The organism is Pantoea sp. BJFS-204, from assembly GCF_049310725.1.
GTDB lineage: Bacteria > Pseudomonadota > Gammaproteobacteria > Enterobacterales > Enterobacteriaceae > Pantoea > Pantoea agglomerans.
Genome location: NZ_JBMOWE010000008.1, coordinates 178,018 through 202,742, shown reverse-complemented (window position 1 = coordinate 202,742; position 24,725 = coordinate 178,018). Strand labels below are relative to the sequence as shown.

The window sequence follows — 24,725 nt, the reverse complement described above, 5'->3', positions numbered from 1 at the left end:
TGCCGTCGCGATGACGGCAGCCTTAACGTCAGCTGGCTACGGTCTGGCGGCGAATGGGAATCAGATATTCGCAACGGATCTCGGTCGGTGGCTCAGCGCGTTTTTTACCGCCATCGGTGTAAAAGCGTTCGATGTCCTGTCCCTGACGACGGGTCAGCCCCAGCGTCGGCATGCAGGTGCCGTAGAGCAGCAGGATAAACTCCTGCAGATTGACGCGCGGGCCGGTATAGGTGAACTGCACGTAGTCGCCCGCTTCCAGAATCACGTTCTGCCCGGAGTGCAGGTTGACCGCGCTGTCAGCAGGCACCGCCGTGGTGTAGAGAATCTCCTGCTCGTCATCTTTGTCCTGGCTGGCGCGCACCTGATGCAGGCCATACAGTACCGGCGGCACCGTATCGGTTTCCAGCAGGAAATGCTTCCAGAAGTGCATACGCATCTCGTCGCGGTAGCTGGAAATCTGCTCCAGAATACAGGTGTAGTTCTGGGTTTGTCCTACCAGCACCGTCTCCGGCAGGGTGACGTATGCCGGTTCCGGCTGCGTCTCATCGTCCAGCCGAATAGGGGGACGAATACCGAATGAGTTCCAGTCGGAAGAGCGGCGATACCACGCTGGTGTCTGAGCAAACTGTTTTTTGAATGCGCGAGTAAAAGTCTGTTGTGAATCAAAACGATACTGCAGTGCGATGTCCAGAATCGGGCGGCTGGTCAGGCGCAGCGCCACGGCGGCTTTAGACAGACGACGCGCACGAATATAGGCACCTATTGCGTGTCCGGTTACGTCTTTAAACATCCTCTGTAAATGCCATTTAGAGTAACCGGCTTTCTGGGCAACATTGTCCAGTGAAAGGGGTTGATCCAGATGGCTCTCCAGCCAGACAAGCAAATCGCGAATGATACCGGCTTGGTCCATAAAACATCCTCATACTCTGGTGGTGCAGCTAAACGCATTCGAAGAATATTAGCACTCATTGCTCAAAAGACGTGGGCCGTTTTCCGGGGAAGGTTGTGCTAAATCAGTACGGGCTTCAACCCGTTTTGGTTTGGTCATTAACTCGATTAACAGTACATTACATTCTCATCTATTCCATTTGCAATGGTAACTCCATGACAATATTCCGACTTATGATCGCTGCGCTGACCACGCTGACCTTTTCCAGCCCGCTGTTTGCCGAACAGATTGGCTCTGTTGATACGGTATTCAAGATATTCGGGCCTGACCACAAGATTGTCGTTGAGGCTTTCGATGATCCGGACGTTAAAAATGTAACCTGTTATATCAGCCGGGCGAAAACCGGGGGTATTAAAGGCGGACTGGGTCTGGCAGAAGATACCTCTGATGCCGCGATCTCCTGTCAGCAGGTGGGGCCGGTCGAACTGAGTGATAAAATCGCGCAGGGCAAAGCAGAGGGCGAAGTGGTATTCCGCCAGCGCACCTCATTGATCTTCAAGAAGCTGCAGGTTGTACGCTTCTTCGACAAAAAGCGCAACGCCCTGGTCTATCTGACCTATTCCGATAAAGTGGTTGATGGCTCACCGAAAAATGCGATCAGCGCCGTGCCGATTATGCCGTGGCACTGATTATGCCGTCACACTAAGGACAAAAAAAACGCCCGCAGGGGCGTTTTTTATTTGCCGCGTCTGACAGTGGCTTAATCCTGCAGGTCGCCGCAGAAGCGATAACCTTCACCATGAATGGTGGCGATGATCTCTGGCGTGTCCGGCGTTGATTCGAAATGCTTACGAATACGACGGATGGTGACATCGACAGTGCGATCGTGTGGCTTGAGGTCGCGGCCGGTCATTTTTTTCAGCAGATCGGCACGGGTCTGAATTTTACCCGGGTTTTCGCAGAAGTGCAGCATGGCGCGGAACTCACTGCGTGGCAGTTTGTAGTGCTCGCCGTTCGGGTTGATCAGTGAGCGGCTGTTGATATCCAGCTCCCAACCGTTGAACTTGTAGCTCTCTACCTGACGACGCTCTTCGCCTGGCATGGCCAGATTCATGGTGCGCGACAGCAGGTTGCGGGCACGAATAGTCAGCTCACGCGGATTAAACGGTTTGGTGATGTAGTCGTCAGCGCCAATTTCCAGACCAAGAATTTTATCGACTTCGTTGTCACGGCCGGTCAGGAACATCAGGGCGACATTGGCCTGCTCACGCAGTTCACGGGCCAGCAACAGGCCGTTTTTACCGGGCAGGTTGATGTCCATGATGACCAGGTTAACGTCATTGTCGGTCAGCACCTGATGCATTTCAGCACCATCAGTCGCCTCATACACCACATAACCTTCCGCCTCAAAAATACTCTTGAGGGTATTACGCGTGACCAGTTCGTCTTCAACGATAAGAATGTGCGGGGTCTGCATGTTTAGCTACCTAAAATTTGCCAACAAATTGAAAACAGGGCGTACAGCGGTATGGCGTTCTCCATCATCGAGAGCGGCGGGCCGCGCTGAACCGTTGTACGAAATCATATTTTGATAAGCCATCTATCAACGTCAACAACAGTATTAGCTCAGCCAGTCAGGATGAAAATTGCATGCCCCGGGCGTTAATGATAATGGCGCATATCCTAACTGTATTAACAGCAACCTAACAGCACCAACTACAACCAATAAGCATAAAAACAACGCTTCGTTGACTTATATCAAATGCAATTGTAGCACGTTAACACTTTTGTGAAAAACTTCTCGCAGATTGCCTGTTTAGCTCACAAAAAGCATCATTTTCGTTACATTTTTTACGCAGTCGGGCTAAAATAAAACCCGCCGGAAATCACATTCTATCTCGTTGAAGTTAAATGGTTTAATAATTATTTCTTTAATAAAGCTCGTTTCAGGGATAAAAAGATTCAGGCCATCACTTTTAACCAGTTTTAACATGGTTAACACACGATTTTCTTATTACCTTCTGGCGACTGAATCATTAACAGCCATGTTAATATGGCGTTATGTTAATGGACCAATGGAATAAATATGCTTTTTCCCCTGATTCTCGTCTCGCCCGCGCGGCCAGAAAATATCGGCGCTGCGGCGCGTGCCATGAAAACCATGGGGTTCAGCCAGCTGCGCATCGTTGCCAGTGACGCCTGGCAGGATCCCGCAGCGCGCCGGGTGGCACATGGTGCCGGCGAAATTCTCGACAACGTTCAGACCTTTGCAACCCTGGCCGACGCGTTAGCGGACATCGATTTTTCGGTCGCGACCACCGCGCGCAGCCGGGCAAAGTTTCGTTATTACGCCACACCGGAGCAGGTTGAAACGCAACTGCTGGAGAAACGCCAGTGGGTAAACAGTATGGCGCTGGTGTTTGGCCGCGAAGATAGCGGGCTGACCAACGAGGAGCTGGAGCTTGTAGACCTGCTGACCGGCATCCCGATGGCGAATGACTATCCTTCACTCAATCTCGGACAGGCGGTGATGGTCTACTGCTATCAGCTGTCGAAGCTGAATCAGGTTGAGGCATCAAAAGCCTCTGCGGCGGATGGGCAGCAGTTGCAGGCGCTGCGTCAGCGTTTCCATCAGCTGCTGGCGCAACTGGAGGTCAGTGATGATGAGAAGCTGTCAGACTGGATTGATCAGCGGGTGGGGCTGCTGGAACAGCGCGACAGTGCGATGCTGCATCGTCTGCTGCACGATATTGAAAAAAAACTCACAGATAAATCCTCGGCAAAAAGCTGATTTTACAGCAACAGATCGCAGGGAATTTCTGCATCGCAACCGATCGAACAGCGTTTTACGCTTTCACCGGTGGCTGTGCGCAGTGGTGGAAATCTGTCCGCCGGACAAATCGGGTTGACTTAATGTGCGCTTTGCTTTACTTCTGGAAGCAAGACGGACAGACAAAAACAGACAGAAAATAAATCTAAATGCGTAAAATCAGCCTGAACACCACAATTATTACCACCACCATTACCACAGGTAACGGTGCGGGCTGACGCATACAGGAAAAACAGAAAATAAGCCCGCACCTAAACAGTGCGGGCTTTTTTTTCGGCTTAAATTCAGGAGAGTTTATATTATGCGAGTGCTGAAATTCGGCGGGACCTCGGTAGCGAATGCGGAGCGGTTTCTTCGCGTCGCTGACATTCTGGAAAGTAATGCGCAACAAGGACAGGTTGCAACCGTGCTCTCTGCGCCAGCAAAGATCACTAACCATCTGGTGGCGATGATTGAAAAAACCATCAGTGGTCAGGATGCTTTGCCGAATATCAGCGACGCCGAACGCATCTTCAGCGAGCTGTTGCAGGGACTGGCTGACGCGCAGCCGGGCTTTGAGTACGATCGACTGAAAACCCGCGTTGACCTGGAGTTTGCGCAGCTGAAGCAGGTTCTGCACGGTATCAGCCTGCTGGGACAGTGCCCGGACAGCGTCAACGCGGCGATTATCTGCCGCGGTGAAAAACTCTCGATTGCGATCATGGAAGCGCTGCTGCAGGCGCGCGGCCATGAGGTCAGCGTGATCGATCCGGTGGAAAAATTGCTGGCGGTTGGCCACTACCTTGAATCTACTGTCGATATCGCCGAATCAACCCGCCGCATTGAAGCAAGTCAGATTCCGCCGCAGAATATGATCCTGATGGCGGGCTTCACGGCTGGTAACGAGCGAGGCGAGCTGGTCGTACTGGGCCGTAACGGTTCAGACTATTCAGCCGCTGTGCTGGCCGCCTGTCTGCGCGCCGACTGCTGTGAAATCTGGACTGATGTGGATGGCGTCTATACCTGCGATCCGCGTCAGGTGCCGGATGCGCGCCTGCTGAAGTCGATGTCCTATCAGGAGGCGATGGAGCTCTCCTATTTCGGCGCCAAAGTGCTGCATCCCCGCACCATCGCGCCCATTGCTCAGTTCCAGATCCCCTGCCTGATCAAAAACACGGCCAATCCGCAGGCACCCGGCACCCTGATTGGAGCAGAAGGCGAACAGGATGAGAACCCGGTAAAAGGCATCACCAACCTGAATAATATGGCGATGGTCAACGTCTCTGGTCCTGGCATGAAAGGGATGGTCGGGATGGCGGCCAGAGTCTTTGCGGCGATGTCGCGCACCGGCATCTCGGTGGTGTTGATCACCCAATCCTCTTCCGAATACAGCATCAGTTTCTGCGTGCCGCAGAGCGAGCTGGCGCGGGCGCGTCAGGTGCTGGAGGAGGAGTTCTACCTGGAGCTGAAAGATGGCCTGCTGGATCCGCTGGATATCATTGAAAACCTGGCGGTGATTTCAGTGGTGGGAGATGGCATGCGCACGCTGCGCGGCATTTCAGCCAAATTCTTCTCGGCGCTGGCGCGCGCCAATATCAATATCGTGGCGATTGCTCAGGGCTCCTCCGAGCGTTCAATCTCGGTGGTGGTGAACAATGATGAAGTGATCACCGGGGTTCGCGTGGTGCATCAGATGCTGTTCGCCACCGATCAGGTAATCGAAGTGTTTGTGGTCGGCGTCGGCGGCGTCGGCGGCGCGCTGCTGGATCAGTTACATCGCCAGCAGGCGTGGCTGAAGAAAAAGCATATCGACCTGCGCGTCTGCGGCATCGCTAACTCCCGTGCGCTGTTAACCCACGTCCACGGCATCGATTTAAGCAACTGGCAGGCGGCATTAGGCGAAGCGAAAGAGCCGTTCAATCTCGGTCGTCTGACCCGTCTGGTGAAAGAGTATCACCTGCTCAATCCGGTGATTGTGGATTGTACTTCCAGCCAGGCGGTCGCCGATCAGTATGCTGATTTTCTCAGCGAAGGTTTCCATGTGGTGACGCCAAACAAAAAGGCCAACACCTCATCCTGGAATTACTATCAGCAGATGCGCGCCGCCGCTGCCAAATCGCGGCGTAAATTCCTTTATGATACCAACGTCGGCGCCGGACTGCCGGTGATCGAAAACCTGCAGAACCTGATGAACGCCGGTGATGAGCTGCTGCGCTTCTCCGGTATCCTCTCTGGCTCGCTGTCCTACATCTTCGGCCAGCTGGATGACGGAATGTCACTGTCGCAGGCGACAACGATGGCGCGTGAGATGGGCTTTACCGAGCCCGATCCGCGTGACGACCTCTCCGGCACCGATGTGGCGCGTAAGCTGCTGATCCTGGCCCGTGAAGCGGGTCATCAGCTGGAGCTGAGCGACATTGAGATTGAGCCGCTGCTGCCCGCCAGCCTGACCGAAATCCAGGACATTGAGCAGTTTATGCAGCGTCTGCCTGAGCTGGATAACGCCTTTGCCGCCCGGGTTGCGCAGGCGCAGGATGAGGGCAAAGTATTGCGCTATGTTGGCGTGATTGAAGAGGGCGGCATCTGCAAAGTGAAGATCGACGCCGTTGACGGCAACGATCCACTCTATAAGGTGAAAAACGGCGAGAATGCGCTGGCGTTTTACAGCCGCTACTATCAACCGATTCCGCTGGTGCTGCGCGGATACGGTGCAGGAAATGATGTCACAGCGGCCGGTGTCTTTGCCGACCTGCTGCGGACACTGTCATGGAAGTTGGGAGTTTAATCATGGTAAAAATTTACGCACCGGCCTCGATTGGTAACGTCAGCGTCGGCTTCGATGTGCTGGGCGCGGCGGTTTCGTCGGTAGATGGCTCCCTGTTGGGTGACTGCGTCTCCGTGGAAGCGGCAGAGCAGTTTTCACTGACCAACGCCGGACGTTTTGTCAGTAAGCTGCCCGCCGATCCGAAAGAGAATATTGTTTACCAGTGCTGGCAGCGTTTCTGCCAGGAAATCGGCAAAGCGATCCCGGTGGCGATGACGCTGGAGAAGAACATGCCCATCGGCTCCGGGCTGGGTTCCAGCGCCTGCTCGGTGGTGGCCGGTTTAATGGCGATGAACGAGTTTTGCGGCAAGCCTCTCAGCGACAGCACGTTACTGACCCTGATGGGTGAGCTGGAAGGGCGAATCTCCGGCAGCGTGCACTATGATAATGTCGCCCCCTGCTTCCTCGGCGGCATTCAGCTGATGCTGCAGGAGAATGACATTATCAGCCAGGCGGTGCCGGGCTTTGATGACTGGCTGTGGGTAATGGCCTATCCGGGCATTAAAGTCTCAACCGCAGAAGCGCGCGCCATTTTACCGGCGCAGTACCGCAAAGAGGACTGCATCAGGCATGGCCGCTTGCTGGCTGGCTTCATTCACGCCTGCCATACGCGTCAGCCGCAGCTGGCAGCTAAACTTATGCAGGATGTGATTGCCGAACCTTACCGGACCCGGCTGCTGCCAGGCTTCACCGAGGCGCGGCAGGCCGCGAAAGATATTGGCGCACTGGCGTGCGGTATCTCAGGCTCTGGTCCGACACTTTTCGCCGTTTGCAATCAGATGGAAACGGCACAGCGGATGGCTGACTGGCTGAGCCAGCACTATCTGCAGAATGATGAAGGCTTCGTCCATATCTGCCGTCTCGACACGGCTGGCGCACGACAATTGGGATAACGCATGAAACTCTACAATCTTAAGGATCACAACGAGCAGGTCAGCTTCGCCCAGGCGGTGAAACAGGGTCTGGGTTCGCAGCAGGGTCTGTTCTTTCCGCTGGAACTGCCGGAGTTTGAACTGACCGACATCGACGCGATGCTGGAGATGGATTTTGTCAGCCGCAGCAGCAAAATTCTCTCGGCTTTCATTGGTGACGAGATTCCGGCCCAGCAGCTGCATGAGCGTGTTAAAGCCGCTTTTGCTTTTCCGGCCCCGGTGAAAGCCGTCAGCGAAGATATCGCCTGTCTGGAGCTGTTCCACGGCCCGACGCTGGCGTTTAAAGATTTCGGCGGCCGTTTTATGGCGCAGATGCTGTCGTATGTCTCAGGCTCAGATGAGCAGATCACCATTCTCACCGCCACCTCCGGTGATACCGGCGCGGCCGTGGCGCACGCCTTTTACGGCATGAAGAACGTGCGCGTGGTGATCCTCTATCCGCAGGGCAAAATCAGTCCGCTGCAGGAGAAACTCTTCTGTACTCTGGGCGGCAACATCGAAACCATCTCTATCGACGGCGATTTTGATGCCTGCCAGTCGCTGGTGAAACAGGCGTTTGATGATGAAGATCTGAAGCGCGCGATTGGCCTGAACTCGGCTAACTCCATCAACATCAGCCGCCTGCTGGCGCAGATCTGCTACTACTTTGAAGCGGTTGCACAGCTGCCTCAGGAAAAACGTAATCAGCTGGTGGTGTCAGTGCCGAGCGGCAACTTTGGTGATTTGACCGCCGGTCTGCTGGCGAAATCGCTGGGCCTGCCGATCAAACGTTTTATCGCCGCCACCAACGCCAACGACACGGTGCCGCGCTTTCTGGGCAACGGCGAGTGGCAGCCAAACCAGACGGTCTCTACGCTGTCGAATGCCATGGATGTCAGCCAGCCTAATAACTGGCCGCGTGTGGAAGAGCTGTTCCGCCGTAAAACCTGGCGCTTAACCGATCTGGCCTGTGGTGCGGTCTCGGATGAGACCACGCGCGCCGCCATGCGTGAACTGGCTGAGATGGGCTACATTTCCGAGCCGCATGCCGCCATTGCCTGGCGTCTGTTGCGCGATCAGCTGCAGGAAGGGGAGTATGGTGTGTTCCTGGGAACCGCGCATCCGGCGAAATTCCGCGAAAGTGTGGAAGCGATCCTTGAACAGACCCTGACGCTGCCGCCGGAGTTAGCGGAGCGCGCCGACCTGCCGCTGCTGTCGCATCAGATGAAGGGTGATTTCGCCTCGCTGCGGGCGTTTCTGCTGAAGTAAACCTGTGAAAGGCTTCCCGGTTGCGGGAAGCCTGTTTGTGGAAAGCAGAGGGCGCGGGGTGTTACTGCTCTGCGCGCTTAAAGACCAGCTCGCTCTCGCTGCTGCTGGCTGCATCAAAACGATAGCCATCCAGATCAAACGCCTTAAGCTGTTCCGGCTTCGTCAGGCGCTGCTGAATCACATAGCGACTCATTAATCCACGCGCCTTTTTGGCATAGAAGCTAATCACTTTGTAACTGCCATTCTTTTCGTCGAGGAACACCGGCTTAATCATCTGTGCCCGCAGCGTCTTCGGCTTAACCGCCCGGAAATATTCGTCCGAGGCGAGGTTGATCAGCACCTCATCACCCTGTTCCGCCAGCGCAGCATTCAGCGTTTCAGTGATGAGATCGCCCCAGAAGGTGTAGAGATCTTTGCCCGCCGGATTCGCCAGGCGAATGCCCATCTCCAGACGGTAAGGCTGCATTAAATCGAGTGGACGCAGCACGCCATACAGGCCTGACAACATACGCAGGTGCTGCTGAGCAAAATCGAAATCCTGATCGCTGAAGGTCTCTGCCTGTAAACCGGTGTAGACATCACCTTTGAATGCCAGGATCGCCTGACGGGCATTCTTAGGGGAAAAATCGGGCTGCCAGCTGTTGAAGCGCTCGGCATTGAGGTGCGCCAGTTTATCGCTGATGCCCATTAACGAGGCGATGCTAGCGGGTGACAGCTCGCGCGCAATTTCAATCAGCTGTTGTGACTTTTCTAACAGCGCAGGCTGGGTGAAACGCGTTGTCGCCAGCGGGCTTTCATAATCCAGCGTCTTGGCGGGAGAGATCACCATCAACATAGTTGCTTCCTCGGTTAATGCCTGGTTTAACAGGGCATTGGCTGCTTATCAGGCTTCGCAGTGTACCAAAAAAGCCGCAAAGAATGACGAATCACACCTATTTGTTCGCGCTATCGTAAACGGCATTCCCTGACCTTGCGCCACCGTTGCCGCGTGATATTATCGCAACAGCCTTTTTTCACACTGACAGTTAACTAAGAGAAAAGAACATGACGGACAAACTTACCTCCCTGCGTCAGCTCACCACCGTCGTCGCCGACACCGGTGATATTGCAGCCATGAAGCTGTATCAGCCACAAGACGCCACCACCAACCCTTCTCTGATTCTCAACGCCGCGCAAATTCCTGAATACCGTAAACTGATCGATGAGGCGATCGGCTGGGCGCGTGATCAGAGCAGCAACAAAGAAGAGCAGCTGCAGCTGGTTTCTGACAAGCTGGCCGTGAACATTGGTCTGGAAATCCTCAAACTGATCCCAGGCCGCATCTCGACGGAAGTGGATGCGCGTCTCTCTTACGACACTGAAGGCAGCATCGCCAAAGCCCGCAGCCTGATCAAACTCTACAATGATGCCGGTATCAGCAACGACCGCATCCTGATCAAACTGGCCTCTACCTGGCAGGGCATCCGTGCTGCAGAGCAGCTGGAAAAAGAGGGTATCAACTGTAACCTGACGCTGCTGTTCTCCTTTGCTCAGGCGCGTGCCTGTGCTGAAGCGGGCGTGTTCCTGATCTCTCCGTTTGTTGGCCGTATCCTCGACTGGTACAAAGCCAATACTGACAAGAAAGAGTATGCCGCGCACGAAGATCCAGGCGTGGTTTCAGTTTCTGAAATCTACAACTACTACAAGCAGCACGGCTATGAAACCGTGGTGATGGGCGCCAGCTTCCGTAACGTCGGCGAAATCATCGAGCTGGCTGGCTGTGACCGTCTGACCATTTCTCCTGCCCTGCTGAAAGAGCTGGCAGAGAGCGAAGGCACCCTGGAGCGTAAACTGAGCTACAGCGGCGAAGTGAAAGCGCGTCCGGCGCGCATGACCGAGTCTGAGTTCCTGTGGCAGCACAACCAGGATCCGATGGCGGTTGCGAAGCTGGCAGAAGGTATCCGCAATTTTGCCGTTGATCAGGGCAAACTTGAGAAGATGCTGGCAGAACTGCTGTAATCTGTTGACCGTGGCGGCGCAGGCTGCCACGGTTTTCCCTTTTCCGACCCTTTCACTTTATATTATCCTCTCGGCTATTCCCCTTTTACTCCAACCGCACCGCGGTAAATCACAGCGAAGCTAATCATGAATACATTACGCATTGGCCTGATCTCGGTCTCCGATCGCGCCGCGAACGGCATTTATCAGGATCAGGGTATTCCCGCGCTGGAGAGCTGGCTCGGCAGCGCAATCAGCAGCCCGTTTGAGATTGAGTCCCGACTGGTGCCCGACGAGCAGCCGATGATTGAGCAGGCGATTTGCGAACTGGTCGATGAACGTTTTTGCCATCTGGTGTTAACCACCGGCGGCACCGGTCCGGCCCGACGCGATGTCACGCCCGATGCCACCTTAGCCGTTGCCGATCGTGAAATGCCTGGTTTTGGTGAGCAGATGCGCCAGATCAGCCTGCAGTTCGTACCGACCGCGATTCTGTCGCGTCAGGTCGGGGTGATCCGCAAGCAGTCGCTGATCCTCAATCTGCCTGGTCAGCCGAAGTCGATCAAAGAGACGCTGGAAGGGCTGAAGGATAAGCAGGGCAACGTAAAAGTTCACGGCATCTTTGCATCTGTACCTTATTGTTTACAGTTGCTGGAAGGGCCTTACGTCGAAACGCATTCCAGCGTAGTAGCAGCATTTCGGCCTAAAAGCGCTATACGTGAGATAAATAACTAAATATTCCCCATTTCAGGCATAAGCTATAGCCTTGCTGGTGTGGCAAAAGATTGACGGTATAGTAATAAGATCTTTACAACCTTATCTCTTTTGCCTCTGGAATATTATGAATCCGACTCACACTCAGCGTCTGACCGGTAAGGATTACAAGACCCTGGCGCTGGCCGCGCTGGGCGGCGCGCTGGAATTCTACGACTTCATTATCTTCGTCTTCTTCGCCACCGTGATTGGCGAACTCTTTTTCCCCTCGGATATCCCGGAATGGCTGCGTCAGCTGCAGACGTTTGCCATTTTTGCCGCAGGCTATCTGGCTCGTCCGCTGGGCGGCATCGTGATGGCGCATTTTGGCGATAAGCTCGGGCGCAAAAAGATGTTCAGCCTGAGCATTCTGCTGATGGCGCTGCCGACCCTGATGATGGGCGCTTTACCCACCTGGCAGACGATTGGCATTGCTGCGCCACTGCTGATGCTGCTGATGCGGATGTTACAGGGCGCGGCGATTGGCGGTGAAGTGCCGGGCGCCTGGGTGTTTGTCGCGGAACACGTGCCCTATAAACGTATCGGCATCGCCTGCGGCACGTTGACGGCCGGGCTGACTATCGGCATTTTACTGGGGTCGCTGGTAGCCACGCTGATCAATACCTCAATGTCGCAGCAGGCGATCCATGATGGCGGCTGGCGCATCCCGTTCTTCCTCGGCGGCGTGTTCGGGCTGGTCGCGATGTACCTGCGTCGCTGGCTGCATGAGACACCGGTGTTTATTGAGATGCAGCAGCGTAAAGCGCTGGCTGAAACTCTGCCGCTGAAGACCGTGCTGGCAGAGCATAAAAAGTCGATTGTCATCTCTATGCTGCTGACCTGGCTGCTCTCCGCCTGCATCGTGGTGGTGATCCTGATGTCGCCGGTCTGGCTGCAAAAACAGCAGGGCATCGCGCCCGCGCTGACCCTGCAGGCCAACAGCATCGCCACCGTAATGCTCTGCATTGGCTGCATTATTGCCGGACTCGCGGCCGATCGCTTTGGTGCCAGTCGTACGCTGTGTGTCGGCAGCCTGCTGCTGGCGATCTGTAGCTGGCAGTTTTATCACCTGACCGCCCTCTATCCACAGCAGCTCTTCCTGCTTTATGGCGTGGCGGGACTCAGCGTCGGTATCGTCGGCGTGGTGCCCTTTGTGATGGTGCGCGCCTTTCCGGCAGAAGTGCGTTTTACCGGACTCTCATTTTCCTACAACCTCTCCTATGCGATCTTCGGCGGGCTGACACCCATCTTTGTGTCGCTGCTGATGAACGTCTCAGAGATGGCACCCTGCTGGTATGTGATGGCGCTGGCGCTGGTAGGATTGCTGACGGGGATCTGGCTGCGGCGTGATGTCAGCCACGAGCCTGGCCTGCAGCAGGGGATTAACTCTTTGTAATGCGGGGACGCGGAGCCTGGCTCCGCGTCTTTTTTTATGTGTAAAAGCAGGCTTAAAGCGATTTCGCGCCAATCGGCAGAATAGTGCGGCCAAAGGTTTCGTTCAGCACTTCACCCATCGCCAGATAGCAGGCGCTGGCACCACAGAGTATCCCGACCCAGCCCGCGGAGACCACCAGCGCCGGCAGGTGCATAAGATGAGCCACGGCCAGCAGCAGAAACAGCAGCGTGAGCGAGCCGAAAACAAACTGCAGCATCCGCGCACCTTTCAGCGTACCGACGAACATAAACAGCGTGAAAATGCCCCACAGTGCCAGCCAGGCCCCCAGGAAACGTTCGTCAGGCGCTTTTGCCAGACCCATTTCAGGTAACAGCAGAATCGCCACAAAGCTTAACCAGAACATGCCGTAAGAGGTAAAGGCGGTCAGCCCGAAAGTGTTGTTCTTTTTAAACTCCAGCAGACCGGCCAGCACCTGCGCAATCCCGCCATAAAAAATGCCCATGGCTAAAATCGCCACGTCCATGGCAAACAGGCCCGTGTTGTGCAGGTTCAGCAAAATGGTCGTCATGCCAAATCCCATTAATCCCAGCGGGGCAGGGTTAGCCAGCGTTGAATTTGCCATAGTTCCTCGGCAGTAAGATGATCGTTGATGTAATAAACGGATTCCGTCCTGCTCCCTGAGGGGAACAAGGCGACGCATCATATTCAGCGTTGTGGCAGCGTTCTTTGATCCCGACAGGGCCAAAGGTAAAAATTTTTTTTTGGTTTAGCCCTTGATGCGCATCGAAGCGGCCCCATTTACTTGTCATCGAGCGTTGTGAACGTTGGAAAAAAAGCATGTGCTGGCAGTTGAATGCAAACAACCCGCCCACATAAAAGGTTCACAACCCAAATTGGCAACGAATTTAAGTGGGAGATGTTTAGATGGGTAAGATTATTGGTATTGACCTGGGTACAACCAACTCTTGTGTTGCGATCATGGATGGCACTAAAGCACGCGTGCTGGAAAATGCCGAGGGCGATCGCACCACGCCTTCAATTATTGCGTATACACAGGATGGCGAAATTCTGGTCGGTCAACCGGCTAAGCGTCAGGCAGTGACCAACCCGCAGAATACCCTGTTCGCAATTAAGCGTCTGATCGGTCGTCGCTTCCAGGACGAAGAAGTACAGCGTGATATTAAAATCATGCCGTACAAAATTACCGGCGCTGACAACGGCGACGCATGGCTGGAAGTGAAAGGTCAGAGAATGGCACCGCCGCAGATCTCTGCTGAAGTGCTGAAGAAAATGAAAAAGACCGCCGAAGATTACCTCGGTGAGCCAGTGACTGAAGCGGTTATTACCGTACCTGCTTACTTCAACGATGCGCAGCGTCAGGCGACCAAAGACGCCGGCCGTATCGCGGGTCTGGAAGTCAAACGTATCATTAACGAACCGACTGCTGCTGCACTGGCATACGGTCTGGATAAAGGCCAGGGTAACCGCACCATCGCGGTTTATGACCTGGGTGGCGGTACCTTCGATATCTCAATCATTGAGATTGACGAAGTTGACGGCGAAAAAACCTTTGAAGTTCTGGCGACCAACGGTGATACCCACCTGGGTGGTGAAGACTTCGATAGCCGCCTGATTAACTATCTGGTTGCTGAATTCAAGAAAGACCAGGGCATCGATCTGCACAACGATCCACTGGCGATGCAGCGTCTGAAAGAAGCGGCAGAGAAAGCGAAAATCGAACTTTCTTCTGCACAGCAGACCGACGTTAACCTGCCATATATCACGGCAGATGCGACCGGTCCTAAGCACCTGAACATCAAAGTGACCCGCTCTAAACTGGAGTCACTGGTTGAAGATCTGGTTGCTCGCTCAATCGCGCCACTGAAAGTTGCGCTGCAGGATGCGGGTCTGTCTGTTTCAGACATCAACGACGTTATCCTGGTGGGTGGTCAGACTCGTATGCCACTGGTTCAGGCCAAAGTGACTGAGTTCTTCGGTAAAGAGCCACGTAAAGACGTGAACCCGGACGAAGCGGTCGCGGTTGGTGCTGCGGTTCAGGGTGGTGTACTGGGTGGCGACGTGAAAGACGTGCTGCTGCTGGACGTTACCCCGCTGTCACTGGGTATCGAAACCATGGGTGGTGTGATGACTTCGCTGATCAGCAAGAACACCACTATCCCAACCAAGCACAGCCAGGTCTTCTCGACTGCTGAAGATAACCAGTCAGCCGTGACCATTCACGTGCTGCAGGGTGAGCGTAAGCGCGCCAATGACAACAAGTCACTGGGCCAGTTCAACCTCGACGGTATCCAGAACGCGCCACGCGGTCTGCCGCAGATCGAAGTGACCTTCGACATCGATGCGGATGGTATCCTGCACGTGTCGGCGAAAGATAAGAACAGCGGTAAAGAGCAGAAAATCACCATCAAAGCCTCTTCAGGTCTGAGCGATGAAGAGATCCAGAAAATGGTGCGTGATGCGGAAGCGAACGCTGAATCTGACCGCAAGTTCGAAGAGCTGGTACAGACGCGTAACCAGGGCGATCAGATTGCCCACAGCACGCGTAAGCAGCTGGAAGAAGCGGGCGAAAAACTGTCAGCTGATGACAAAGCGCCAATCGAAGCCGCTCTGGCCGCGCTGGAAACTGCGCTGAGAGGCGAAGACAAAGCGGAAATCGATGCCAAAATGCAGGCGCTGATGGAAGTGTCCGGCAAACTGATGGAAGCAGCACAGCAGTCTCAGGCGGGTGCAGCGGATGCCGGTGACGCGTCAGCGAAGAAAGATGACGACGTTGTCGATGCTGAATTCGAAGAAGTGAAAGACAACAAGAAATAATTGCCCCTGACCGGGCGCGACGGTTGGCCTGACAGCCGTTGAAACCAGCACGGGCGTAGGAGATCTCTCCACGCCCGTGCGATCATGTTAAGGGCTAAATAAACATGGCGAAGAGTGATTACTACGAGATTTTAGGCGTCGCCAAATCCGCGGACGAGCGTGAAATCAAAAAGGCTTACAAACGCCTGGCAATGAAATTTCACCCGGACCGTAATCCCGGTGACAAAGAAGCCGAAGCCAAATTCAAAGAGGTCAAGGAAGCGTACGAAATCCTGACCGATGCGCAGAAGCGTGCGGCCTACGATCAATATGGTCATGCAGCCTTTGAACAGGGCGGTATGGGTGGCGGTGGATACGGCGGCGGCGGCTTTGGTGGTGGCGGCGCAGACTTCAGCGATATCTTTGGCGACGTGTTCGGTGACATCTTTGGTGGTGGACGCCGTCAGCGCGCCTCCCGTGGCGCCGATTTACGCTACAACATGGAGCTGTCGCTGGAAGAAGCGGTACGCGGCGTGACCAAAGAGATCCGCATTCCAACGCTGGAAGAGTGTGACGTCTGCCACGGCAGCGGCGCGAAAGCGGGAACGCAGCCACAAACCTGTTCAACCTGTCACGGTGCAGGCCAGGTGCAGATGCGCCAGGGCTTCTTCACCGTTCAGCAGGCCTGTCCGACCTGTCATGGTCGCGGCTCGGTGATTAAAGATCCGTGCAACGCCTGTCATGGTCATGGCCGCGTTGAGAAGTCGAAAACGCTGTCAGTGAAAATCCCGGCAGGGGTCGACACCGGCGATCGCATTCGTCTCAGCGGCGAAGGCGAAGCGGGCGAGCAGGGCGCACCAGCAGGCGATCTCTACGTTCAGGTCTCGGTGAAGAAACACCCGATCTTCGAGCGTGAAGAGAACAATCTTTACTGTGAAGTGCCGATCAACTTTGCGATGGCAGCGCTGGGCGGTGAGATTGAAGTACCGACCCTGGATGGTCGCGTGAAGCTTAAAGTGCCGTCAGAAACTCAGACCGGCAAGCTGTTCCGCATGCGCGGACGTGGCGTGAAATCTGTGCGTGGCGGCGCGGTCGGCGATCTGCTGTGTCGTGTCGTGGTGGAAACACCGGTCAGCCTGAATGAGAAACAGAAAGCGCTGTTGCGTGAACTGGAAGAGAGTTTTGGCGGCCCGAGCGGCGAGCATAATAGCCCACGCTCCAAGAGCTTTTTCGACGGCGTGAAAAAATTCTTTGATGATCTGACTCGTTAATTCTGCCTGATAAAAAGCGGAGCCCCGGCTCTGATGCCAGTCAGTTAAGCGACAGGTGATAACGCAGTCTGGTGCCGCGCAGGGGCTGGCGGTCCTCGCGCCGCTGCGCGGTTCCTTCACTTCATTCCTCTGCCTGACGGACCGGCGGGGATGGCACATCCTGTGCCGCCCCGCCTTTCGCCCGCGTCCTGCGGGCTCTCCTGGCAGACTCATTCTGTTCAGCGCTGCGGATTACCTGCCCCTGCCCGACCCCAGCCTGCTCTGAAACTTCAGTGTGTAGTGTTAAAAAGGGCACGAGAGTGGAGGCCTGAGCGCCTCTGCTGCTGAAAGGGCTATCCGCAGCGCTGAGGCGTGACGGTGGGCCAGAAGTCCACGCCGGGAAGCGTGGACAGTTCGGGGCCGGCCAGGGAGGGCCGATCCCCGAACGGTTCGTCGGCACGCCGTCAAAGCCGAAGGTACCGCGTGAGCGGCGCGAGGACGGCCCGGCAGCAGCAGAGGTGCTCAGGCCCGCACTGCGGCTCGCTCGCCCGGAAAAAAAGCTGCCACGTTTGACCGTGACAGCCTTTACAAATCTAATCTTAACTGACCAGCATTAGAGCCCGGCTCCGCTTTTTTTTACTTTAAATCCCCTGCCTGTGATGGCTGCATTATCTCTCCCTCACCGCAGCACTCATAAAAAAGCCGACGTTTACTGCTGCTACTGCTCGGCGAAACCGAGTATATAGCGCGGTATAAGCTGCTTTTAACGAACTATATGAATCGTTACACTGTTTAACATTCTGTCTCTGCTCAGGAAGATGAACGTTGAACAAGCCGCGCAAATTAAAAAATCTGCTAAAAAGTTTTATTGAAAGTGATGCCAGCAATGGCGTGATGTTGATCGTGGCGGCGGTCGCGGCGATGATCCTCGCCAATACGGCCGCTACCGCCCAGGGTTACCAGGCGTTGCTGAATGAACCGGTGCAAATCCGCTTCGGAGCGCTGGATATCAGCAAAAACTTGCTGTTGTGGATCAACGATGCGCTGATGGCGCTTTTCTTTCTGGTTATTGGCCTGGAAGTAAAGCGTGAGTTGATGGTCGGCGAACTTGCCAGCCGTGACAAGGCTATCTTCCCGGTCATCGCGGCAATAGGCGGCATGGCGTTACCCGCTCTGATCTTCCTGCTTTTCAACCATGGTGATGAGATTGCACGTAACGGCTGGGCCATTCCTACCGCAACCGATATCGCTTTTGCGCTGGGTGTGCTGGCCCTTCTGGGTAGCCGTGTTCCTGTTGCGCTGAAAGTCTTTCTGATGGCACTGGCGATTATTGATGACCTGGGTGCCATTGTGATTATCGCTCTGTTCTATACCAGTGACCTCTCAGTGCTCTCCCTGTGCGTGGCTGCTGGCGCAATTGTCGTGCTGGCACTCCTGAACCGCTTTAACGTCCGTAGAATCTCAGTCTACATACTGGTGGGTATCATACTCTGGACCGCCGTGCTGAAGTCGGGCGTCCACGCAACCCTGGCTGGCGTCATTGTGGGCTTCTTCGTGCCTCTGGAGAAGAAAGAGGGGCACTCTCCAGCGGAACATCTGGCGCATGGTCTGATGCCGTGGGTGAACTGGATGATTCTGCCGCTGTTTGCCTTTGCTAATGCCGGTATCTCACTTGCTGGCATTACGCTGAGTGATGTCCTCTCGCCTGAACCGTCAGGCATCATCTTCGGCCTGTTAATCGGTAAGCCACTAGGCATTACCCTGTTCTGCTGGCTGGCGGTAAAACTGCGGCTGGCAGTATTACCCAACGGCACAACCATACGCGATATTATGGCGATTGGTGTGCTGTGCGGAATTGGCTTCACTATGTCAATTTTTATCAGTTCGCTGGCCTTTGATGCCGCGCATGAACAGCTGGTGACCTTTTCTAAACTGGGCATACTGACCGGCTCTCTGCTTTCAGCCGTCATCGGCTATACGCTGCTGCGAATTAAACTGCGTTAATGGGGAGGAGGCGAAAGCCTCCTTTTTGCTATGAATCAGCTCAATTTCAATCATCTCTACTACTTCTGGCACGCCTGCCGTGCGGGATCAATTACGGCGGCAGCAGAGGCACTCTCCCTGACGCCGCAGACCATTACCGGGCAGATTAAGGCACTGGAGGAGCGCCTGCAGGGCAAGCTTTTCCGGCGTCAGGGACGGGGCCTGGTACCGACTGAACTGGGGCAGCTGGTTTTTCGCTATGCTGACCGCATGTTTATGCTGAGTCAGGAGATGCTGGATATTGTGAATTACCGCAAAGAGTCTCATCTGCTACTGGATGTTGGCGTGGCAGATGCGCTCTCAAAGCAGCTGGTCAGCAAGGTGCTGGAGACGGCGGTGGTCGCAGAGGAGAAAATTCATCTGCGCTGTTTTGAATCGACCCACGAAATGCTGCTGGAGCAGCTCAGTCAGCACAAGCTGGATATGATTATCTCTGACTGCTCCATCGACCCCACCCAACAGGAAGGGCTATTTTCGGTGAAGCTGGGGGAATGCCCGATCAGCTTCTGGTCAACCCAGCCGCTCAGCGATCTCTCTTTTCCGGCCTGCCTGGAGACGCGTCCCCTGCTGATTCCGGGGCGCCGCTCCATGCTGGGGCGCAAAATCCTCAACTGGATCAGCACCCAGGGAGTGCAGGTGGAGATTCTCGGTGAGTTTGATGATGCGGCACTGATGACGGCGTTTGGTGCGCGACAGAATGCGATTTTTGTCGCGCCTTTGCTGGAGATGGGTCAACGTGAGGGGATATATGAAGTCGGGCGGCTCGACGCGGTATCAGAGGAGTATCACATACTCTTCGCGGAGCGGATGATTCAGCATCCGGCGGTGCAGCGACTCTGTCACGCAGACTTCAGCGAACTCTTTCCCCGCCAGGGGACAGACGAAAAAAAACCGGCGTAAGCGCCGGCTTTTTTAACAAAGCGATTAACAACAGGCGATTAAGCCAGTTTGTTGATCTGTGCAGTCAGGTTAGACTTATAACGTGCAGCTTTGTTCTTGTGGATCAGACCTTTAGCAGCCTGACGGTCCACGAGTGGTTGCATTTCATTGAATGCGTTCTGCGCAGCAGCTTTGTCGCCTGAAGCGATCGCCGCGTATACTTTCTTAACGAAGGTACGCATCATAGAGCGGCGGCTAGCGTTATGCTTACGGCGTTTCTCAGATGTTACGGCGCGTTTCTTAGCTGATTTGATATTAGCCAAGGTACAACTCCCAAATGTGTTCTATAGAGACAAATCAAAGGCCGAGGACTATGCCCTTCTAACCTGATTTTGTCAATGGATTTGTGCAAATAAGCGTCGCCCTGAGAGCGGCACTCGGTTACGTATTTGATGGCGCAGGATTCTACCAGCTTCCCCTCGCTGAATACAGTATTTCGCGACAAAATTCTTAACATGCGCTTCTGCAACAGGAAATGCAGCGCCTAAAGCATGAAAGGCGTGCTGACGGGTTAACCTGAGTCGCTTTCAAGGGTATAATCCGCCGATTTCCACCGGTTTGGGCCAGCCATGAAGTTTATCCGCGGTATTCATAATCTTAACGAGCAGCATCGCGGCTGCGTTCTGACCATTGGTAATTTCGATGGCGTACACCGTGGGCATCAGGCGCTGATGTCGCGGCTGTGTGAAGAGGGACGTAAGCGTAATCTGCCGGTGGTGGTCATGGTTTTTGAGCCACAGCCGCTGGAGCTGTTTGCCGGTGACAAAGCGCCGGCTCGTCTGACGCGTCTGCGTGAAAAACTGCGATACATGGCGGAAGCCGGCGTCGATAAAGTGTTGTGCGTGCGGTTCGACCGTCGCTTTGCGGCCTTGTCCGCCCAGCGTTTTATCAGTGACCTGTTAGTCGAAAAGCTGGACGTAAAGTACCTTGCGGTAGGCGATGATTTCCGCTTCGGCGCTGGTCGCCAGGGTGATTTCCTGTTATTACAGAAAGCCGGTGCGGAGTACGGCTTTGAGGTCGTCAGCACCGAAACCTTCTGTGATGGCGGTAAGCGAATCAGCAGTACTGCCGTGCGTCAGGCGCTGGCCGTGGATGATTTAGCGCTGGCGCAGTCGCTGCTTGGTCACCCTTTCACTATTTCCGGCCGCGTTGTGCACGGTGATGCACTGGGACGCACGCTGGGTTTCCCCACGGCGAACCTCCCTTTACGCCGCAGCGTCTCGCCGGTGAAAGGGGTTTATGCGGTAGAGGTACGGGGTCTGACGCCCGAGCCACTGCCAGGTGTCGCCAATATCGGCACCCGTCCGACCGTAAAAGGTTTACGCCAGCAGCTTGAAGTTCACCTGCTCGACATCAATATGGATCTCTATGGTCGTCACATTGATGTGGTGCTGAAACAGAAAATACGAAACGAGCAGCGCTTTGCCTCACTGGAGGCGTTGAAAGAACAAATTGCGAACGATGTGGTAACGGCCCGGCAGTTCTTTGGGCTGCTTTAACCTGAGCGAAAAACGGAATCGAGAATCTGATGAGTGACTATAAATCTACCCTGAATTTGCCGGAAACGGGATTCCCGATGCGTGGCGATCTGGCCAAACGCGAACCGGGAATGTTGCAACGCTGGTATGCCGACAACCTGTACGGCATCATCCGCGAAGCCAAAAAAGGGAAAAAAACCTTTATCCTGCATGATGGCCCTCCGTATGCGAACGGCAGCATTCATATTGGTCACTCCGTTAACAAGATTCTGAAAGACATTATCGTTAAGTCGAAAGGCATGGCGGGTTATGACTCGCCGTATGTGCCGGGCTGGGACTGTCACGGTCTGCCAATCGAACACAAAGTTGAGCAGATGATCGGCAAGCCAGGCGAGAAAGTCACCGCTGCTGAATTCCGCGAAGCGTGCCGCAAATACGCCGCAGAACAGGTTGAAGGCCAGAAGGCGGACTTTATCCGTCTGGGCGTGCTGGGCGACTGGGATCGTCCTTACCTGACCATGGATTTCGGTACCGAAGCCAACATCATTCGTGCGCTGAGTAAAATCATCGGCAACGGCCACCTGCACAAAGGCGCTAAGCCCGTGCACTGGTGCCTGGATTGCCGTTCTGCCTTAGCAGAAGCGGAAGTGGAGTATTACGACAAAACGTCACCGTCGATTGATGTGATGTTCAACGCCATTGATGCCGACGCGGTGCGTCAGGCGTTTGGTGTGGCACAGGTTAATGGTCCGATTTCACTGGTGATCTGGACGACGACACCGTGGACGCTGCCGGCTAACCGCGCCATCTCGTTAAACGCGGAATTTGAGTATCAGCTGCTGCAGATCGACGGTCGCGCGCTGATCCTGGCAAAAGATCTGGTCGAGAGCGTGATGAAGCGCGCGGGCGTCAGCGAATGGCAGGTACTGGGCGAATGCAAAGGCGCGGCGCTGGAGCTGCAGAAATTCCAGCATCCGTTCCTGGCGCTTGAGTCGCTGGTGGTGCTGGGCGATCACGTCACCCTGGAAGCGGGTACCGGTGCAGTCCACACGGCACCTGGCCACGGCCCGGATGACTATGTTATCGGTCAGAAATATGGCATCGAAACCGCCAATCCGGTCGGACCGGATGGCCGCTATCTGCCAGGCACCTATCCGACGCTGGATGGAGTCAATGTCTTTAAAGCCAACGACATGATCGTTGAGCTGCTGAAAGAGAAGGGCGCGCTGCTGCACGTTGAGAAACTGCTGCACAGCTACCCGCACTGCTGGCGCCATAAAACGCCGATCATCTTCCGCGCCACGCCGCAATGGTTCATCAGCATGGATCAGAAAGGATTGCGTGCGCAGTCGCTGAAGGAGATCAAAGGCGTGCAGTGGATCCCGGACTGGGGCCAGGCGCGTATCGAATCGATGGTGGCGAACCGTCCCGACTGGTGTATCTCTCGTCAGCGTACCTGGGGCGTACCGATGGCGCTGTTCGTTCATAAAGAGAGCGAAGAGCTGCACCCGGACACGCTGGCACTGATGGAAAAAGTGGCGCAGCGCGTTGAGCAGGAGGGGATTCAGGCCTGGTGGGATCTCGATCCGCGCGAGCTGATGGGCGACGATGCCGATCATTACGTAAAAGTGCCGGATACGCTGGATGTCTGGTTTGACTCCGGTTCAACCAGCTATTCCGTGGTTGATGCGCGTCCGGAATTTGGCGGACATGCGCCTGACCTCTATCTCGAAGGGTCCGATCAGCATCGCGGCTGGTTTATGTCCTCGCTGATGATCTCCACGGCGATGAAGGGCAAAGCGCCTTATCGTCAGGTACTGACGCACGGTTTCACCGTGGATGGTCAGGGCCGCAAGATGTCGAAATCGATCGGTAACACGGTTGCGCCGCAGGATGTGATGAACAAACTGGGCGCCGATATTCTGCGCCTGTGGGTGGCATCAACCGATTACTCGGGCGAAATGGCGGTCTCCGATGAGATCCTTAAACGTTCTGCCGATGCCTATCGCCGCATCCGTAACACCGCGCGTTTCCTGCTGGCTAACCTCAGCGGCTTTAACCCGGCGACCGATCTGGTGAAACCGGAAGAGATGGTGGTGGTGGATCGCTGGGCCGTCGGTCGCGCTCAGGCGGCACAGGCCGATATCGTTGCCTCTTACGAGAACTACGATTTCCACGAAGTGATCCAGCGTCTGATGCAGTTCTGTTCAATTGAGATGGGCAGCTTCTATCTCGACATCATCAAGGATCGTCAGTACACCGCGAAAGGCGATGGCCTGGCGCGTCGCAGCTGCCAGACCGCGCTGTGGCATATCGTCGAAGCGCTGGTACGCTGGATGGCACCGATCATGTCCTTTACGGCGGATGAGATCTGGGGCTACCTGCCGGGCGAACGTGCGCAGTATGTCTTCACCGAAGAGTGGTATCAGGGGCTGTTTGGCCTGGCTGAAGATGAAGCGCTGAATGACGCCTACTGGGCTGAGCTGCTGAAAGTGCGTGGCGAAGTGAACAAGGTGATCGAGCAGGCGCGTGCGGATAAACGTATCGGTGGCGCACTGGAAGCAACGGTCACGCTCTATGCCGATCCGGAGCTGGCGGCTAAACTGCAGGCGCTGGGTAATGAGCTGCGCTTTGTGCTGCTGACCTCTGGCGCACAGGTGGCTGATTACGCCCTGGCGAACGACGAAGCGCAGCAGAGTGAGCTGCTGAAAGGTCTGAAAATCGCGCTGCACAAGGCGGAAGGCGAGAAATGTCAGCGCTGCTGGCATTACACTACCGACGTCGGACAGAATCCTGAGCATGCTGAGGTCTGTGGTCGTTGTTACACTAACGTAGCCGGTGACGGCGAACAGCGTGAATTTGCCTGATGCGTAAACCTATTTTATCAACCGGATTGCGCTGGCTGTGGCTGGTGCTGGTGGTGATTGTTGTCGACTTCGCCAGTAAGCAGTGGGTGATGAACAACATGATGCTGCATGAAACCCAGCCACTGATGCCCTACCTGAACCTGTTCTACGCGCACAACTACGGCGCGGCGTTCAGTTTCCTGGCGGACAAAGGCGGCTGGCAGCGCTGGTTCTTTGCCGGTATTGCGCTGGCTATCGTGATCTCACTGGTCGTGATGATGTATCGTAATCATGCCAGTCAGAAGATCGCTAACATCGCGTATGCCCTGATCATCGGCGGCGCGATAGGCAATCTGTTTGATCGCTCATACCATGGCTTTGTGGTCGATTTTATCGATTTCTATGTCGGTAACTGGCACTTCGCTACATTTAATATCGCTGACTGCGGCATCTGTATCGGTGCTGCATTGGTGGTGCTGGAGGGCTTTTTCAGCCCGAACGGCAAACAGGCTAAACAGAAAGGGTAA

General features: G+C 55.1%; 21 protein-coding genes and 1 other annotated feature. Of the genes, 16 read left to right on the top strand and 5 right to left on the bottom strand.

The annotated features are described in order from the left end of the window. Positions 1–28: 28 nt before the first annotated feature. The gene (robA, locus tag ACO6VX_RS19585) at positions 29–910 is read right to left on the bottom strand and encodes an MDR efflux pump AcrAB transcriptional activator RobA (protein WP_422458279.1); all 882 of its coding nucleotides are present in this window, start codon (positions 908–910) and stop codon (positions 29–31) included. 194 nt (positions 911–1,104) lie between these two features. Here robA and creA point away from each other — a divergent pair, with 194 nt between their 5' ends. After that, positions 1,105–1,578 (top strand): protein CreA, encoded by a 474-nt coding sequence (creA, locus tag ACO6VX_RS19580; RefSeq protein WP_010253671.1) that lies wholly within the window; start codon positions 1,105–1,107, stop codon positions 1,576–1,578. A gap of 71 nt (positions 1,579–1,649) precedes the next feature. On the opposite strand, the gene arcA is transcribed toward creA, so the two are convergent. Continuing rightward, positions 1,650–2,366 carry a two-component system response regulator ArcA gene (gene arcA, locus ACO6VX_RS19575; protein WP_010253677.1) on the bottom strand — a complete coding sequence of 239 codons (717 nt, stop codon included), beginning with the start codon at positions 2,364–2,366 and terminating at the stop codon, positions 1,650–1,652. 609 nt (positions 2,367–2,975) lie between these two features. Between arcA and ACO6VX_RS19570 the strand changes: the two genes are divergently transcribed. The 5 genes from ACO6VX_RS19570 (at position 2,976) to thrC (ending at position 8,702) form a co-directional block, all read left to right on the top strand. After that, positions 2,976–3,680, top strand: coding sequence for a tRNA/rRNA methyltransferase (locus ACO6VX_RS19570; RefSeq protein ID WP_010253680.1), 705 nt, complete (start codon positions 2,976–2,978; stop codon positions 3,678–3,680). 188 nt (positions 3,681–3,868) lie between these two features. After that, positions 3,869–3,937, top strand: coding sequence for a thr operon leader peptide (gene thrL, locus ACO6VX_RS19565; RefSeq protein WP_071591720.1), 69 nt, complete (start codon positions 3,869–3,871; stop codon positions 3,935–3,937). Continuing rightward, positions 3,876–3,994 (top strand) — a sequence feature (Thr leader region). Its footprint overlaps the gene before it by 62 nt. A gap of 26 nt (positions 3,995–4,020) precedes the next feature. Beyond that, a complete protein-coding gene (gene thrA / locus ACO6VX_RS19560; protein ID WP_010671695.1) occupies positions 4,021–6,483 on the top strand; it encodes a bifunctional aspartate kinase/homoserine dehydrogenase I in 2,463 nt (820 codons plus the stop codon). Positions 6,484–6,485: 2 nt separating this feature from the next. Next, entirely contained in the window at positions 6,486–7,415 is a 930-nt protein-coding gene (thrB, locus tag ACO6VX_RS19555; protein WP_422458278.1) for a homoserine kinase, read from the top strand. A 3-nt stretch (positions 7,416–7,418) separates the two neighbouring features. Then, positions 7,419–8,702 (top strand): threonine synthase, encoded by a 1,284-nt coding sequence (gene thrC / locus ACO6VX_RS19550; protein ID WP_033769620.1) that lies wholly within the window; start codon positions 7,419–7,421, stop codon positions 8,700–8,702. A 61-nt stretch (positions 8,703–8,763) separates the two neighbouring features. Here thrC and yaaA read toward each other — a convergent pair whose 3' ends face one another. After that, complete coding sequence (yaaA, locus tag ACO6VX_RS19545; protein ID WP_010253688.1) at positions 8,764–9,537, bottom strand: peroxide stress protein YaaA; 774 nt, start codon at positions 9,535–9,537, stop codon at positions 8,764–8,766. A gap of 209 nt (positions 9,538–9,746) precedes the next feature. On the opposite strand from yaaA, the gene tal reads away from it, so the two are divergent. The 3 genes from tal (at position 9,747) to ACO6VX_RS19530 (ending at position 12,828) form a co-directional block, all read left to right on the top strand. Continuing rightward, positions 9,747–10,700 (top strand): transaldolase, encoded by a 954-nt coding sequence (gene tal / locus ACO6VX_RS19540; RefSeq protein WP_010253690.1) that lies wholly within the window; start codon positions 9,747–9,749, stop codon positions 10,698–10,700. A gap of 126 nt (positions 10,701–10,826) precedes the next feature. Beyond that, positions 10,827–11,414, top strand: a complete 588-nt coding sequence (gene mog, locus ACO6VX_RS19535) for a molybdopterin adenylyltransferase (RefSeq protein ID WP_422458277.1) — start codon at positions 10,827–10,829, stop codon at positions 11,412–11,414. A 106-nt stretch (positions 11,415–11,520) separates the two neighbouring features. Continuing rightward, positions 11,521–12,828, top strand: coding sequence for an MFS transporter (locus ACO6VX_RS19530; protein ID WP_010671691.1), 1,308 nt, complete (start codon positions 11,521–11,523; stop codon positions 12,826–12,828). A gap of 52 nt (positions 12,829–12,880) precedes the next feature. Here the strand turns inward: ACO6VX_RS19530 and satP are convergent, their stop codons facing one another. After that, the gene (gene satP, locus ACO6VX_RS19525; protein ID WP_010253696.1) at positions 12,881–13,450 is read right to left on the bottom strand and encodes an acetate uptake transporter; all 570 of its coding nucleotides are present in this window, start codon (positions 13,448–13,450) and stop codon (positions 12,881–12,883) included. A gap of 302 nt (positions 13,451–13,752) precedes the next feature. Between satP and dnaK the strand changes: the two genes are divergently transcribed. From dnaK to nhaR, 4 genes are all read left to right on the top strand, one after another. Beyond that, positions 13,753–15,663, top strand: a complete 1,911-nt coding sequence (dnaK, locus tag ACO6VX_RS19520) for a molecular chaperone DnaK (RefSeq protein WP_052271120.1) — start codon at positions 13,753–13,755, stop codon at positions 15,661–15,663. A gap of 104 nt (positions 15,664–15,767) precedes the next feature. Then, a complete protein-coding gene (gene dnaJ, locus ACO6VX_RS19515; protein ID WP_010253699.1) occupies positions 15,768–16,913 on the top strand; it encodes a molecular chaperone DnaJ in 1,146 nt (381 codons plus the stop codon). Positions 16,914–17,717: 804 nt separating this feature from the next. Beyond that, positions 17,718–18,896, top strand: a complete 1,179-nt coding sequence (gene nhaA / locus ACO6VX_RS19510; RefSeq protein WP_010671807.1) for a Na+/H+ antiporter NhaA — start codon at positions 17,718–17,720, stop codon at positions 18,894–18,896. Positions 18,897–18,926: 30 nt separating this feature from the next. After that, positions 18,927–19,835: a transcriptional activator NhaR gene (gene nhaR / locus ACO6VX_RS19505; protein WP_033770947.1), complete on the top strand. Its 909-nt coding sequence runs from the start codon at positions 18,927–18,929 to the stop codon at positions 19,833–19,835. Between the two features lie 38 nt (positions 19,836–19,873). Here nhaR and rpsT read toward each other — a convergent pair whose 3' ends face one another. Continuing rightward, on the bottom strand, positions 19,874–20,137 hold the full coding sequence (gene rpsT / locus ACO6VX_RS19500) for a 30S ribosomal protein S20 (RefSeq protein WP_008925553.1): 264 nt from the start codon (positions 20,135–20,137) through the stop codon (positions 19,874–19,876). Positions 20,138–20,443: 306 nt separating this feature from the next. On the opposite strand from rpsT, the gene ribF reads away from it, so the two are divergent. Genes ribF through lspA form a run of 3 tightly spaced genes read left to right on the top strand, consistent with a single transcriptional unit; the run spans position 20,444 to position 24,725 of the window. After that, positions 20,444–21,373 carry a bifunctional riboflavin kinase/FAD synthetase gene (gene ribF / locus ACO6VX_RS19495; protein ID WP_010253714.1) on the top strand — a complete coding sequence of 310 codons (930 nt, stop codon included), beginning with the start codon at positions 20,444–20,446 and terminating at the stop codon, positions 21,371–21,373. 29 nt (positions 21,374–21,402) lie between these two features. Continuing rightward, positions 21,403–24,219 (top strand): isoleucine--tRNA ligase, encoded by a 2,817-nt coding sequence (gene ileS / locus ACO6VX_RS19490; RefSeq protein WP_010671810.1) that lies wholly within the window; start codon positions 21,403–21,405, stop codon positions 24,217–24,219. Beyond that, entirely contained in the window at positions 24,219–24,725 is a 507-nt protein-coding gene (lspA, locus tag ACO6VX_RS19485; RefSeq protein WP_010253719.1) for a signal peptidase II, read from the top strand. Before ileS ends, lspA begins: the two co-directional genes overlap by 1 nt.